The sequence below is a fragment of the Acidipropionibacterium thoenii DSM 20276 genome (assembly GCF_000423445.1).
Classification (GTDB): Bacteria; Actinomycetota; Actinomycetes; order Propionibacteriales; family Propionibacteriaceae; genus Acidipropionibacterium; species Acidipropionibacterium thoenii.
Genome location: NZ_KE384018.1, coordinates 266,490 through 279,846 on the forward strand (window position 1 = coordinate 266,490; position 13,357 = coordinate 279,846).

17 protein-coding genes are annotated in these 13,357 nt (G+C 66.2%); 16 read left to right on the top strand and 1 reads right to left on the bottom strand.

The genetic code is table 11. The features are described from left to right. The first annotated feature begins 24 nt into the window (after positions 1-24). The 16 genes from secY to G554_RS0110715 all read left to right on the top strand — a co-directional run bounded on the left by secY (position 25) and on the right by G554_RS0110715 (position 12,499). The gene (gene secY / locus G554_RS0110640) at positions 25-1,350 is read left to right on the top strand and encodes a preprotein translocase subunit SecY (RefSeq protein WP_027587874.1); all 1,326 of its coding nucleotides are present in this window, start codon (positions 25-27) and stop codon (positions 1,348-1,350) included. Beyond that, positions 1,347-1,916: an adenylate kinase gene (locus G554_RS0110645; RefSeq protein ID WP_027587875.1), complete on the top strand. Its 570-nt coding sequence runs from the start codon at positions 1,347-1,349 to the stop codon at positions 1,914-1,916. The genes secY and G554_RS0110645 overlap by 4 nt, the downstream gene beginning before the upstream one ends. Then, positions 1,916-2,755 carry a type I methionyl aminopeptidase gene (map, locus tag G554_RS0110650; protein WP_027587876.1) on the top strand — a complete coding sequence of 280 codons (840 nt, stop codon included), beginning with the start codon at positions 1,916-1,918 and terminating at the stop codon, positions 2,753-2,755. The genes G554_RS0110645 and map overlap by 1 nt, the downstream gene beginning before the upstream one ends. A 275-nt stretch (positions 2,756-3,030) precedes the next feature. Continuing rightward, complete coding sequence (locus G554_RS0110655; protein WP_245570030.1) at positions 3,031-3,882, top strand: endonuclease domain-containing protein; 852 nt, start codon at positions 3,031-3,033, stop codon at positions 3,880-3,882. 47 nt (positions 3,883-3,929) lie between these two features. Then, positions 3,930-4,298: a DUF1707 SHOCT-like domain-containing protein gene (locus G554_RS15910; protein WP_161626490.1), complete on the top strand. Its 369-nt coding sequence runs from the start codon at positions 3,930-3,932 to the stop codon at positions 4,296-4,298. A 133-nt stretch (positions 4,299-4,431) separates the two neighbouring features. Then, a complete protein-coding gene (gene infA, locus G554_RS0110665) occupies positions 4,432-4,653 on the top strand; it encodes a translation initiation factor IF-1 (protein ID WP_002514837.1) in 222 nt (73 codons plus the stop codon). Between the two features lie 94 nt (positions 4,654-4,747). Then, positions 4,748-4,861 (top strand): 50S ribosomal protein L36, encoded by a 114-nt coding sequence (rpmJ, locus tag G554_RS17350; RefSeq protein WP_084648477.1) that lies wholly within the window; start codon positions 4,748-4,750, stop codon positions 4,859-4,861. Positions 4,862-5,333: 472 nt separating this feature from the next. Further along, positions 5,334-5,708 (top strand): 30S ribosomal protein S13, encoded by a 375-nt coding sequence (rpsM, locus tag G554_RS0110675; RefSeq protein ID WP_027587878.1) that lies wholly within the window; start codon positions 5,334-5,336, stop codon positions 5,706-5,708. A 72-nt stretch (positions 5,709-5,780) separates the two neighbouring features. After that, positions 5,781-6,188: a 30S ribosomal protein S11 gene (rpsK, locus tag G554_RS0110680; protein WP_027587879.1), complete on the top strand. Its 408-nt coding sequence runs from the start codon at positions 5,781-5,783 to the stop codon at positions 6,186-6,188. A 34-nt stretch (positions 6,189-6,222) separates the two neighbouring features. After that, positions 6,223-6,828 (top strand): 30S ribosomal protein S4, encoded by a 606-nt coding sequence (gene rpsD, locus G554_RS0110685; protein ID WP_027587880.1) that lies wholly within the window; start codon positions 6,223-6,225, stop codon positions 6,826-6,828. Between the two features lie 197 nt (positions 6,829-7,025). Next, a complete protein-coding gene (locus G554_RS0110690) occupies positions 7,026-8,054 on the top strand; it encodes a DNA-directed RNA polymerase subunit alpha (protein ID WP_027587881.1) in 1,029 nt (342 codons plus the stop codon). A 157-nt stretch (positions 8,055-8,211) separates the two neighbouring features. Next, positions 8,212-8,790 (top strand): 50S ribosomal protein L17, encoded by a 579-nt coding sequence (gene rplQ, locus G554_RS0110695; RefSeq protein ID WP_027587882.1) that lies wholly within the window; start codon positions 8,212-8,214, stop codon positions 8,788-8,790. A gap of 287 nt (positions 8,791-9,077) precedes the next feature. Continuing rightward, the gene (locus G554_RS16820) at positions 9,078-9,668 is read left to right on the top strand and encodes a hypothetical protein (RefSeq protein WP_154654260.1); all 591 of its coding nucleotides are present in this window, start codon (positions 9,078-9,080) and stop codon (positions 9,666-9,668) included. A 308-nt stretch (positions 9,669-9,976) separates the two neighbouring features. Beyond that, positions 9,977-10,507, top strand: coding sequence for a hypothetical protein (locus G554_RS17735; RefSeq protein WP_154654261.1), 531 nt, complete (start codon positions 9,977-9,979; stop codon positions 10,505-10,507). Between the two features lie 115 nt (positions 10,508-10,622). Continuing rightward, a complete protein-coding gene (locus G554_RS15920) occupies positions 10,623-11,825 on the top strand; it encodes a glycosyltransferase (protein ID WP_051232996.1) in 1,203 nt (400 codons plus the stop codon). 5 nt (positions 11,826-11,830) lie between these two features. Then, complete coding sequence (locus tag G554_RS0110715; protein ID WP_027587885.1) at positions 11,831-12,499, top strand: hypothetical protein; 669 nt, start codon at positions 11,831-11,833, stop codon at positions 12,497-12,499. 7 nt (positions 12,500-12,506) lie between these two features. On the opposite strand, the gene G554_RS0110720 is transcribed toward G554_RS0110715, so the two are convergent. Next, positions 12,507-13,193, bottom strand: a complete 687-nt coding sequence (locus tag G554_RS0110720) for a glutamine amidotransferase (RefSeq protein WP_027587886.1) — start codon at positions 13,191-13,193, stop codon at positions 12,507-12,509. Positions 13,194-13,357: the final 164 nt, after the last annotated feature.

Below are 13,357 nucleotides of genomic sequence, written 5' to 3' on the forward strand. Positions count from 1 at the left end.
GTTGTCAAACCATAGAGAGCCCGAATGCTGTCCGCCTTCGCAAGTGCGTTCAAGACGCCGGATCTGCGCAAGAAGATCTTCTTCACGCTGTTCATCCTCGCGATCTTCCGGCTCGGGTCCACCATTCCGGTGCCCAATGTCGACGTCGCCAAGATCAACGCCTGCGTGACCCAGTCACAGACCAGCGATGCCGCCGGGCTGTACTCGATGATCAACCTGTTCTCCGGTGGAGCGCTGCTCCAGTTGGCCATCTTCGCGCTGGGCATCATGCCCTACATCACCTCCTCGATCATCCTGCAGCTGCTGACCGTCGTCATCCCGAAGCTGGAGGCCCTCAAGAAAGAGGGCGCCTCCGGGCAGAACAAGATCACCCAGTACACCCGTTACCTCACCCTGGTGCTGGGTGTGCTGCAGGCCACCGCGTTCGTCACCCTGGCCACCTCGGGCCGGCTGTTCAGCTCCTGCACCGATCCGATCGTCGTCCATGACACCTCGATCTTCCCGGTCATCGTGATGGTGCTGACGATGACCGCTGGCACCACCCTGGTGATGTGGATGGGCGAGCTCATCACCGATCGCGGCATCGGCAACGGCATGTCGATCATGATCTTCACCCAGATCGCGGCCCGTTTCCCCGACTCGCTGTGGCAAATCAAGGTGACCCGCAACAGCCAGGGCGAGGCGCACGCCTGGTTCATCTTCTTCACCGTCATCGCCATCGGGCTGCTGGTGATGGCCGGCGTGGTCTTCATGGAGCAGGGGCAGCGTCGCATCCCGGTGCAGTACGCCAAGCGAATGGTCGGGCGCCGGATGTTCGGCGGCACCAGCACCTACATCCCGCTGAAGGTCAACCAGTCCGGTGTCATCCCGGTGATCTTCGCCTCCTCGATCATGTACCTGCCGGTGCTCTACGCGACCTTCCGGCCCGAGGGCAGGGCCGCGCAGTGGATCGGGCAGAACTTCACCCGGGGCGACCATCCGGTCTACAACCTCGTCTACTTCCTGCTCATCATCTTCTTCTGCTACTTCTACGTCGCGATCACCTTCGACCCGGTCGAGATGAGCGACAACATGAAGAAGTACGGCGGCTTCATCCCGGGTATCCGTGCCGGCAAGCCCACCGAGGACTACCTGGCCTTCGTGCTGTCCCGCCTGACGGCTCCCGGATCGCTGTACCTGGGTCTGATCTCCCTGATACCGACCCTGGCCTTCGTCTTCCTCAACGCCAACCAGAACTTCCCGTTCGGCGGCACCAGCATCCTCATCGTGGTGGGAGTCGGTCTGGACACCGTCAAACAGGTTGAGTCGAAACTCCAGCAACGCAGTTACGAAGGATTCCTGACATCATGAGGCTTCTCATCATCGGCGCTCCCGGCGCCGGCAAGGGCACCCAGGCCAGCTCGATCGCCGAGCACTACGGCGTTCCGGCGATCTCCACCGGAGACATCTTCCGGGCCAACATCAAGGGCGGCACCGAGCTCGGCAAGAAGGTCAAGGCGATCATGGACGCCGGTGATCTGGTTCCCGATGAGGTCACTGACGAGATCGTCGTGGACCGGCTCGACCAGGATGATGCGATCAACGGCTTCCTGCTGGACGGTTACCCCCGCAACCTTCACCAGGTCGAGGCGCTGGACTCGTACCTCACCGCCAATGGTCAGCGACTGGATGCTGTCATCAGTCTCGAGGTGGATCCCGAACTGCTCATCGGCCGGCTGCTCAAGCGCGCCGAGATCGAGGGCCGTTCCGACGACAACGAGGAGACCATCGGCAACCGGATGGCGGTCTACACCTCCCAGACCGCCCCGCTGATCGACCACTACGCCCAGGCTGGCCTGCTGGTCCCGGTGGACGGTGTCGGTGGGATCGCCGAGGTGCGCACGCGCATCATCGACGCCCTGGATGCCAGGTCCTGATGCGTTTGCGCAACCGGATCCAGATCAAGACCGACGACCAGATCCGCACGATGCGTCGTGCCGGCCTTGTGGTCGCCGAGGGTCTGGCCGAGATGGTCGCCGCCGCTGTTCCGGGCGCGACCACTGGCGAGCTGGACCAGATCGGCCGTGACGTCATCGCCCGTCACGGTGCGACCTCGAACTTCCTGGGATACGGGGCCGAGTGGGGGATCGCTCCCTACCCGGGGGTGGCCTGCATCAGCGTCAACGAGGTCATCGTGCACGGCATCCCCGGCGAGCGGGTGCTGAAGGACGGCGACATCGTCTCCATCGACTACGGCGCCATCCTGGACGGCTGGCACGGCGACGCCGCGCGCACCGCCCTGGTCGGCGAGGTCTCCGATGAGGTCCGCGAACTGTCGGAGCACACCCGGGAGTCGATGTGGGCGGGGATCTCGCAGATCACCCCCGGAGCCCGGATCGGAGACATCTCGGCCGCCGTTGAACTGTCACTGGAGTCCCACGAGCACCCCTACGGCAATGTCCGCGACTACACCGGCCACGGCATCGGCACCGAGATGCACATGGAACCCGATGTCCCGAACTGGGGGCGAGCGCACCGGGGGCCACGGATCACCACCGGGATGTGCCTGTGCGTGGAGCCGATGGCCACCCTGGGCGATGAGGACAATGTCACCCTGGACGACGACTGGACGGTCCAGACCCTGGACGGGTCCTGGTCGAGCCACTGGGAGAACACCGTGGCCGTCACCGAGAAGGGGTTGTGGATCCTCACCGAACCCGACGGTGGCGAGGCCGAGCTGAGGGCCAGAGGCGTGCCCTTCGGTCCGTTGGACTGACTACTCCGGCTGTTCCGCTGAAACTGGCCATATCCGTGTCGCCCTGCCGATAGTGCAGAGGGCGACTCGGATATGGCCAGTTTCAGGTCGTGGCTCCAGACCTCGTCCCCGGAAGTGGCCATCCATCGATCGGCAGCTGGATTATCCAAAGGCTGGCCGGCTGATGGCCGTAATCGGGAGCACGCTCGCCCTCCCGCAGTTGTCCACAGGGAGAAGTTGTCCACATTTTTCCTCCGGAGCGGCAGATCGAGGAGCGCGCCACAATAACCAGTGGTGTGAAGAGCATTGAACTGCCACCCGAGCTGTGTCCGGGCGGAGTGGTGTCCACAACGGTGCTGCGGAGCCTGGGCAGCTCCTATCAAGACATCCGCGAATGGGTGGCCGCGGGCCAGCTGGTCGGCCACCCTCGGAAGGGCTGGTGGGAGCTCCCGGACACCGAGGCCGAGGTGGTCCGAGCCGTTCACGCCGGCGGGGTGCTGACCTGTGTCTCGGCGTTGGCCAGGCTCGGTGCCTACCGGCCCTTCGGTGACACCGAGCTGCATGTCCGCGCCAGGCGAGGACCGATCGTCGCCCGCGGTGTGAGGAGCTGCTCACCGGGCCGCGCCCCCGCACCGATCGTCGCCGTCGACGAACCCCTGGTGGCGGTCAGAGCGGCGATCCGCTGCCTGGATGTCGAGAATGCGGTGGCCGTTCTGGACTCCATGGTCCGCAACAGGATTGCGACCACCGAGGATCTGCGCCAAGAACTGGGCGGTGGCTCCCGCGGCCGAGATCTGCTCCGGCGGTGCAGCCGGGCGGACTCCGGGACCGAGTCGCTGGTGCGGGTGCGGCTTCGGGGCCTCAACCTCAAGGTCCGATCGCAGGTCTGCATCGACGGGGTGGGCCGGGTCGACCTGGTGGTCGGCGAGCGGCTGGTCATCGAGGTCGACTCGAGGGCCCACCACACCGATCTGGCGAACTACCGGAGCGACCGTGTCCGCGATCGTCGGTTGGCGGAACTGGGATACCGGGAGCTGCGGGTGACCTGGGAGGAGGTGATGTTCGGGTGGGAGGAGGTCGAGAGGCAGATTCTGGCCATGGTGCACCGGGGCGATCACTACTGGCCCCGGCGGCGGTCCCTCGGCTAGGCGGGAAGCGCCGCACGGTGCGCGCGGCAGTCGGTAGTCTCGATGACGTGAAAGAGTTGCCAGCCTCCTCCAGGTACGTCGCCCGGTCCGGTGAACCGGTGACCGATGCCGACCGGTCCGAGCTCAACACGCGACTCAATGACGCCTTCAGCGCCGGGGCGATCGATGACCAGGCCTTCCACCGGCATCTCGACACCATCTACTCCGCCGCCACACTGGGGGAGCTGGTGCCGGTGATCCAGGCCCTGCCGGCCACAGCGACCCACAGCACGCCGCAGGGGATCGAGCAGAACAGTCGGCCCCCCGGCGAGGTGACGCCATCGCGGGCGATGCCCCGGTCGCTGATCGTCGGAATGCTCGGTGCTGCCGGCGTGGCCATGGTGCTGATGATCATCATCCTGGTGATCGTGTTCTGAGCGCGCACCGGCCGGACGGCTCGGGTCTCCGGATTTTGAAGGTGGGCCGCGCGCAGGTAAGCTGTCTCGTCGGTCCCCGTGTGAGCGGTGACAGTCACGCCCGTAGGGGCACACTGATTGAAGATTGGACGTAATGGCCAAGAAAGAGGGAGCGCTCGAGCTCGAGGGCACCGTGGTCGAGGCTCTGCCGAACGCCATGTTCCGTGTCGAGCTCAAGAACGGACACCGTGTCCTTGCCACCATCAGCGGCAAGATGCGTCAGCACTACATCAGGATCCTCCCGTCTGACCGGGTGGTTGTGGAGCTGTCCCCCTACGACCTGACCCGCGGACGCATCGTCTACCGGCACAAGTGATCGCAACCGCGACCCGCTGACCCAAGTCGCCTCGGTTTCGGGGCGTCACCCAACCAGGTTCCCCCAGGGGACCGTTACGCGAAAGAGAAGCTCGATGAAAGTTCGTCCGAGCGTCAAGAAGATGTGCGACAAGTGCAAGGTCATTCGTCGCCACGGTCGCGTGATGATCATCTGCGAAAACCCGCGCCACAAGCAGCGCCAGGGCTGAGCCCTCGCCGCGGACGGGATCGCAGGCCATCACCTCCGGGAGCACTTCCCGGTGACATGACCGGCAGGAATGCAGGGGTTCGACCCCTGAGGTCCACCGTCTGGCCCACCATCCAGGTGGGCACATGACGCCCAGATCAAGCTCTGGGCATATTGGGCACATGACAACTGAATACACGTTGAAAGGGCTGCTGGATGCAGTGCCGGTGATTCATCGGCGTTGATCCGAACAGCCCATCGGGATCGACAGATTCCGCAACCACCGTGGAAGCACGTCCCGGAACCCCGCTCGAAACCATCGAGCACGGATCCGGGCCACCACCCCCGGGCGAAGGCCGGGGCCCCGTCGGATGAGCAGATCTCATCCGCCGCCCACAGGTCATCAGGTTCACCTGGTGGCCAGAGTGTGACGGGGACGCTCCACGCCAGACACCTTCGCGGCCCCTCGGGCCGGAACATGAAAGGGATGCCAGATGGCACGCCTCATCGGAGTCGACCTGCCGCGCGACAAGCGCCTCGAGGTCGCACTGACCTATATCTACGGCATCGGTCGGACCCGCGCCGCAGAGACCCTCAAGGCCACCGGACTCAGCGGTGACCTCCGCGTGAACGAACTGGGCGACGATCAGCTCGTGGCACTGCGTGACCACATCGAGGCCAACTACCACGTCGAAGGCGATCTTCGTCGTGAGGTGGCCGCCGATATCCGTCGCAAGATCGAGATCGGTACCTACCAGGGACGCCGTCACCGCAGCGGCCTGCCGGTTCGTGGTCAGCGCACCCGGACCAACGCCCGCACCCGTAAGGGCCGCAAGAAGGCCGTCGCCGGCAAGAAGAAGGCGAAGTGACCTCAGACGCCACGCGTCTGAGCATCGCTTTCCTCCACGCTGAGATCACACTGACTCCAGGAGAGACAACACATGGCTACTGCAGGCCGTAAGACGGCGCCCAAGGCAAAGGTGCGCCGCAAGGAGAAGAAGAACGTCGTCGCCGGCCAGGCGCACATCAAGAGCACGTTCAACAACACCATCATCGCGATCACCGACCCCGCCGGTCAGGTCATCGCCTGGGCCTCCGCCGGCACCGTCGGCTTCAAGGGCTCCCGCAAGTCCACCCCCTTCGCCGCTCAGATGGCCGCCGAGGCCGCCGGGCGTCGTGCCATGGAGCACGGCATGAAGCGGGTCGACGTCTTCGTCAAGGGTCCAGGATCGGGCCGCGAGACCGCCATCCGTTCGCTCGGGGCCATCGGCCTGGAGATCGGACCGATCTCCGATGTCACCCCGATTCCGCACAACGGATGCCGCCCGCCGAAGCGCCGCCGCGTCTGATCCCCTTCGACGTCACATTAAGGACTGATACACAATGGCCCGTTACACCGGCCCCCTGACCAAGAAGTCCCGTCGCCTCGGGACAGATCTTGTTGGTAACGACGCGTCCTTCGAGCGTCGTCCCTACCCCCCGGGCGTCCACGGCCGTGGACGCACCAAGGACTCCGAGTACTCCCTGCAGCTGCGCGAGAAGCAGAAGGCCCGCTACGCCTATGGCGTGCTGGAGAAGCAGTTCAGCCGTTACTACGAGGAGGCCGCACGCGGCACCGGCAAGACCGGTGACGTGCTGCTGCAGATCCTCGAGTCGCGTCTGGACAATGTCGTGTACCGCTCCGGACTGGCCGCCACCCGGCGCCAGGCCCGTCAGCTGGTCAGCCACGGCCACTTCCTGGTCAATGGCAAGAAGGTCAACATCCCGTCCTACCGGGTGGCCGCCCACGACATCATCGATGTCCGCGAGAAGTCCAAGGACCTGCACCCGATCGTGGTGGCCCGTGAGACCTTCGAGACCCGCGACGTGCCGGCCTGGCTGGAGGTCCGCCCCAACCGTGGCCGGATCCTCGTCCACCAGCTGCCGACCCGTGAGCAGATCACGATCGACGTCAACGAGCAGGCCATCGTCGAGCTCTACTCGAAGTGATCCTGTTGTCCCCGCGGCCCCCTGTTGAGGTGGCCGCGGGGGCCCTGCGGCTGGCAGTCGGGTCAACCGCCCTGGACCTGGTCCGGGGTGGTCAACGGCGTCTCCACCATCCGCGCACCGCACCACTCCCGGTGGGGGAGTTCCCCACCACCCCCGTTTGCGCCTTCATATAGCGGTTGGCGCGGAAGGAATATCGCATGCTCATCGCACAGCGCCCCACCCTCACCGAGGAGGTCGTCTCCGACTTCCGCTCGAAGTTCGTCATCGAGCCTCTGGAGCCCGGATTCGGCTACACCCTCGGGAACTCGCTGCGTCGCACCCTGCTGTCCTCGATCCCGGGGGCCTCGGTCACCAGCATCAAGATCGACGGCGTCCAGCACGAGTTCGACACCCTGGAGGGTGTCGTCGAGGACGTCACCGAGATCATCCTGAACCTCAAGGAGCTGGTGCTGTCCTCCGAGGAGGACGAGCCGGTCGCCATGTACCTGCGCAAGTCGGGTGCCGGTGAGGTGACCGCCGCCGACATCAACCCGCCGGCCGGCGTCGTCATCTACAACCCCGATCTGCACATCGCCACCCTCAACGAGGACGGCAAGATCGAGATGGAGCTGGTCGTCGAGCGTGGTCGCGGCTACGTGTCCAGCGTTCTCAATGACGATCCCGAGGCTGAGATCGGCCGGATCGCCGTCGACTCGATCTACTCCCCGGTGCTCAAGGTCACCTACAAGGTGGAGGCCACCCGCGTCGCCACCCGCACCGACTTCGATCGGCTGATCCTCGACGTCGAGACCAAGCTCTGCATGTTGCCGCGCGACGCGGTCGCCTCTGCCGGGCGCACCCTGGTCGAGCTGTTCGGACTGACCCGCGAGCTCAACATGGATGCCGAGGGGATCGAGGTCGGACCGTCTCCGGTCGACGAGCAGTACGCCGAGAATCTGGCTGTTCCGGTGGAGAGCCTCAACCTCACTGTTCGCTCCTACAACTGCCTCAAGCGCGAGGGCATCCACACCGTCGGTGAGCTGGTCTCCCGCTCCGAGCAGGATCTTCTCGACATCCGCAACTTCGGCTCCAAGTCGATCGACGAGGTCAAGGAGAAGCTGGCCGAGATGGGGCTGTCCCTCAAGGACTCGGCCCCGGGATTCGATCCGCTGGCTGCTGCCGACCAGTATGAGGACGGCGAGGGCGAGGGCGAAGAGGGAGATTTCGCCGAGACCGAGCAGTACTGATTGAGTTTCCGTCCTTAGGGGCGGTGGCCAGGGGGGTGGACCCTGGCCGATCCCCTGGCCCGCACGGGTTCAGGGAGGGGAGAGCGAGAGCCCTCCCTCCAGCCGGAACGCACCGGGTCCACCTGCCCGGAGCACCGACACACGAGGAGAAGAAGTTATGCCGAAGCCCACGAAGGGTCCCCGTCTTGGCGGAACCCCCGCTCACGAGCGGATCATCCTGCGCAACCTTGCCAGCCAGCTCTTCGAGCACGGCCGGATCGTGACGACCATCACCAAGGCCAAGCGGGTTCGCCCGTTGGCCGAGAAGCTCATCACCCGGGCGAAGGTCGACTCGGTGGCCAACCGCCGCGAGGTCAACAAGACGATCACCGACAAGGGTGTCGTCTACACCCTGTTCGCCGAGATCGCCCCCCAGATGGCGGGTCGCAACGGCGGCTACACCCGGATCACCCGGATCGGGAACCGTCAGGGCGACAACGCCCCGATGGCCGTCCTGGAGATCATCACCGACAAGCCGGCCGTGACGACCCCGGCCGACGCCGACGCCGCCAAGGCTGAGATCAACGCGGCTGCAGCCGCCGTTGACGCTGCCAAGGTCGCTGCCGACCAGGTCGAGGAGGAGAAGGCCGCCGAGGGTGAGCCGACTGCAGCTGAGGCTGAGATCGCCGGCGAGCCGGTCGTGGCCGATGAGGCTGCGGCTCCCGCCGAGGAGGCCGAGGACAAGCCTGAGGCCTGATCCCTCAGCCTGTCTGGCTGCTCACCGGGTTCCCCTCATGGGGCCCGGCCCGGGCAGAATCTGAGTTCATGTGGTGCGGCACGGCCGCCCCGGTCATTCCGGGGCGGCCGTGCGTGCGTTCGGGGCGGAAGCGACGCGCCTTGCGCTGCGGAAGGGGGTGTTTCCAGCCCCACCAGCCTGTGGACAACTTCCCAGGGAAGGGGTGATGGCGGTAATGGACTCCGGGTTATCCACAGATTTGGTCATGACTGCTGGAGTCTGGGAGGTTCGGCTGACAGGATGCCGCAATGGGACGGCGAACGGTGGCTGCCGCAATGGCGGTGGTGATGATCGGCGCGGTGCTGGCCGGGTGTGAGGGTGACTCCGAGTCGGGGGCTTCGCCGACGGTCGCTGCGAGCAGTGACGTCAGGCCCTCGGCGACGCCCACCCCGACTCTGACGCCCTCGCCGACCCCGAGCGAGGATGCTCTCTTCCTGGAGGCCAAAGAGGTCCACCTGAAGTATCTGGAGCAGTTCGTCGCACTCGAAAAGGCTGGTGGATCAACGACGCTGCCGAAGTCCATGAAGGAACTCGTTGGCGGGGAGTTTGAGGAAATCTTGGAGGACGTGTTTGCCCAATTTCAGAAGAAGGGGCTTTCTGCGACACCCGATTCGACTTGGCGACGTGTGTCTATCAGACAGGTCCCTGCAACGAAAGGTCATGCAGTCGCGATTGCGGCCTGCATTGACTATCGAGGCATGACCTTCGTCAGGAAGGACCTGCCCAACTCCTCTTCCGGGGGATGGGGCAAGGACGAACTTCAGTTTGACCGTGACGGATCGGACCTCGTGATCACGGAGGGAAGCTCAGAGAAGGGGCACTCATGCGAGCACGAGTAGGTGTATTTGTCCTTGCCCTGATGGTTTCCCTCAGTGTAGCTGGACCAGCATGGGCTGAGGTTTCCATCACAACTGGAGGGCCTGATGGAAACTTTGCTGTGTCGGGCACAGATAGAGGTTCCTCGGGAGGCAAAGCTCAACCAGGTTCGGGCTCAGGATCACAGGGCAGATCCGGGAATCAGGCTGAGCGCGGTCGCTCCGGCTCCTCTCAGACCTCGGGATCCGGTGGGGCCAGTGGGCGACAGGGCGGTTCAGCGAACTCGGGTGACTCATCGACGCTGACCTGCAATGGCCCATGCGAGCAGGGGGTGCTGTGGGAGGATCCGATCCCGACCGCCGGCGGCGGCGCACCAGTGGCGCCGACTCCTGAGCAGGTCCGGACCTGGGCGGTCTCGGCGGCGACATCGGTGAGACTTCCGGTTCCGGCTATCGGGATCGACCCGGATCCGTCGGTGAACAAGTGGAGGATCGTGGCGGTCGGGCAGCCTCTGTGGCTGTACGACTCGGCAGCCACGGTGGTGTCCTCGGCGGCATCGAACCAGGGGATCACGGTGTCGATCAGGGCCACCCGGGTCGCGGTGGTCTTCGACATGCAGGAGAAGGTGGTGCGCTGCACGGCGATGACGCGACGCCCGAGCACCGCCGATCCGAGGGCGAAGTCTCCGACCTGCGGCTACGTGTACCAGCGCAAGGGCGACCGGACGGTGCGGGCGACGGCGAGCTGGCAGATCTCCTGGGCGGCGCAGGGGCAGTCGGGGACGGTGGCGATGACCCGTGCCTCGACCCGGCAGCTTCCGGTGCGCGAGTTGCTGGCCGTCAACGTCCGCCCGAACTCCTGACACCGGCCTGCAACTCCCGGCCCCGCCCCGCAGCTACCCGGCATAGGCTGACCGGGTGACGACCCGACTACGTATCGCCCAGCTCGCCAACTTCGTCGGCCCGGTGTCCGGCGGGATGAAGATCGCCATCGATCAACTCGGCCAGGGCTATGTCCGTGCCGGACACGACAGGATCCTCGTCATCCCCGGGCCCCACGATCTCATCAAGGAGACCGAGGCGGGCATCATCGTCCAGGTCGCGGCCCCCAGGGTCTCCAAGGAGTACCGGATGATCGCCACCCCGTGGAGAGCGCTGCGAATCCTGGAACGGTTCCACCCCACCTCGATCGAGTCCTCCGACAAGTGGACGCTCAGCCCCGTCGCTGGCTGGGCCGAGCGCCGCGGCATCGGCTCAGCACTGTTCAGCCACGAGCGGCTCGACGACATGCTCAGCCTGCTGGTGCGCCGCCAGTTCGGCGTCGAGGCCACTGTTGGGGCGCTCAACCGGCATCTCTCCAAGGCCTTCGACGTCGTCGTGGTGACATCGGACTACTCGGCCGGGGAGTTCGCAGACACCGGTGCCCGGCTGTTCAAGGTCCCGCTCGGCGTCGACCTGGAGACCTTCAACCCGGACAAGCGCGATCCCGAGGCGCTCACCCCGAACCCCGACGGGGTCCTGCGGCTGTGCTATGTCGGTCGGATGTCGCACGAGAAGAGCCCCCAGCTGGCGCTCGCGGCAGCCCTGGAGCTCTACGACCGCGGCGTGGCCGTCCAGCTGGACATGTACGGCGTCGGCCCCGACATGGAGGCGATGCGCGCACAGGCAGGCGACTCCCCGGTGATCTTCCACGGCTTCGTCGACTCCCGCGAGGACGTCGCCCGGGCTTTCGCGGCCGCCGACATCTCCTTGTCGGTATGCCCCGCCGAGACCTTCGGGCTGGCGGTTCTGGAGGCACTGGGAACCGGCACCCCGGTGGTCACCTCCAACCGCGGCGGCGCCCACGAACTGGTCGATGAGACCTCGGGGGAGTCCGCCAACCCCGACCCGGTGAGTCTGGCAGACGCCATCGACCGGCTGGCCACCCGATTGGGCCCCGAGCTGCGCAGGGCAGCCAGGGCACGGGCCGAGAAGTACACCTGGCAGGCCTCGGTGGACCGGATGCTGGAGCTGCACACCATGCTCGCCCAGACCGTCCCCGCCCGTCCGTACTGGCGGGCGCAGATGCACGCGAGGATGGACTCCCGCAGCGGGTTGTCCGACCTCCCGGAACCGGACAACCTCGGGGGCACGCACTCCCACCGGTCGCATTCCCACAGGTCAGACTCGAAGGAGCGCTGAGATCGATGAAGAAGTTGGTGCTCTCATCGGCCCTTGCCGCCGCAGCCGGAATCGCCGTCCTGCCGGTCATCATCAGGGCCCTCGGACCCGAGCCCGCGCTGCCCGAGCACACCACACCCGGCGGCCCCACCCGCACCCTGCGCGACATCGACGACGTGGTCGCCGCCTGCCGCGAGGACGCAGCCCGGCCGGACGGCCCCCAGGGAGCCGAGCTCATCGACCTGGCGACCTCGTTGGTCCATCAGATGTACAGCCACTACTCCTGCTGGCACCTGTGGCTGTCGCCGGCCCAGTCTCTGGCGGCCGGCCACGGCTGCTCGCTGCAGTACAACATGGCCCTGGCCGAGGTGCTGAGGAGGCTCGGATTCACCGTCCATCCGGTGCACGCCTCGCGGGTCCGGATGGAGCACCACCCCTGGTACCACACCGGTCACGCCTGGCTTCAGGTCGAGGTGGACGGACGCCGCCTGGACGTCTGCGCCTCACGGCCCGGCAACCGGGCCGGCGAGGTCGCCTTCGTCCCGATCACCGAGGTGCGCCCGCTCGGCCCGCTGACCTGCGCCGACAACACCCTGGCGCTGGCCCCGATCGTGGTCGCCAGCCTGTGGCGGAGCTGGCTGACCGGCCGCCCGGCGGCGCGCTGGATGTACCGGCCCTTCGGTCAGACCGCCTGAGCCGGCCTCACAGTCCTGCGAGCCACTCCTGGATCATCCCTCGGCCCGCCCGTGCCAGCTCTGCGCCGAAAGCCTCGGCATCGGCGCGGATCCTGGCAGGCGAGACGCCGTTGCCCGCCAGTTCGTGCGCGTGACCGATCAACCAGCGCTCGATATGGGCCGGATCGGCCTCGAGGTGGAACTGCAGTCCCAGGACACCCGGCCCGATCGAGAAGGCCTGTTCGGCGGCCTCGGTGCGTGCCAACAAGGTGCCGGTGGTCGGGGTGGTGAACCGGTCGCCGTGCCAGTGCAGGACCGGGACGCCCTCGAGATGGCCCAGCACCGACGACCTGCCCTCCGCAGTGAGGTGGATCGGGCCGAAACCGATCTCGACGGCCTCCCCACTGTCCAGGGATCCACCTGCAGCCACCGCCAGCAACTGCGCTCCCAGACAGATCCCCAGCGTCGGGCCGCCGGTGGCCAGCCGGTGCCGCAGAAGCTCACGCTCGGCCCCGAGCCAGGGATAGCTGTCGGTGTCCAGGGCTCCCACCGGCGCGCCGAGGACGATGAGGAGGTCGGGGTCCAGATCAGCGATCCGGTCGGCAGAATCGGCGACGTCTAGGTACTCGACCCCGTAGCCGGAGTCGCGCAGCACCGGTTCCAGCAGACCCAGATCCTCGAAGTGCACGTGGCGCAACGCCACTGCGGCGGGCATCTCAGCGGTCCTCGGCCACGGCGCGATGGTCGGCGACAACTGATATCCGAACCTGCATGGGGCCTCCTGATCGGACGTGTGATGATCTCAGACTATTCACAACGGGATGCAGAACGGCGGGGGACCCTGCCGGGAGCATCCCGGCCCACCGGGACGCAGAACGG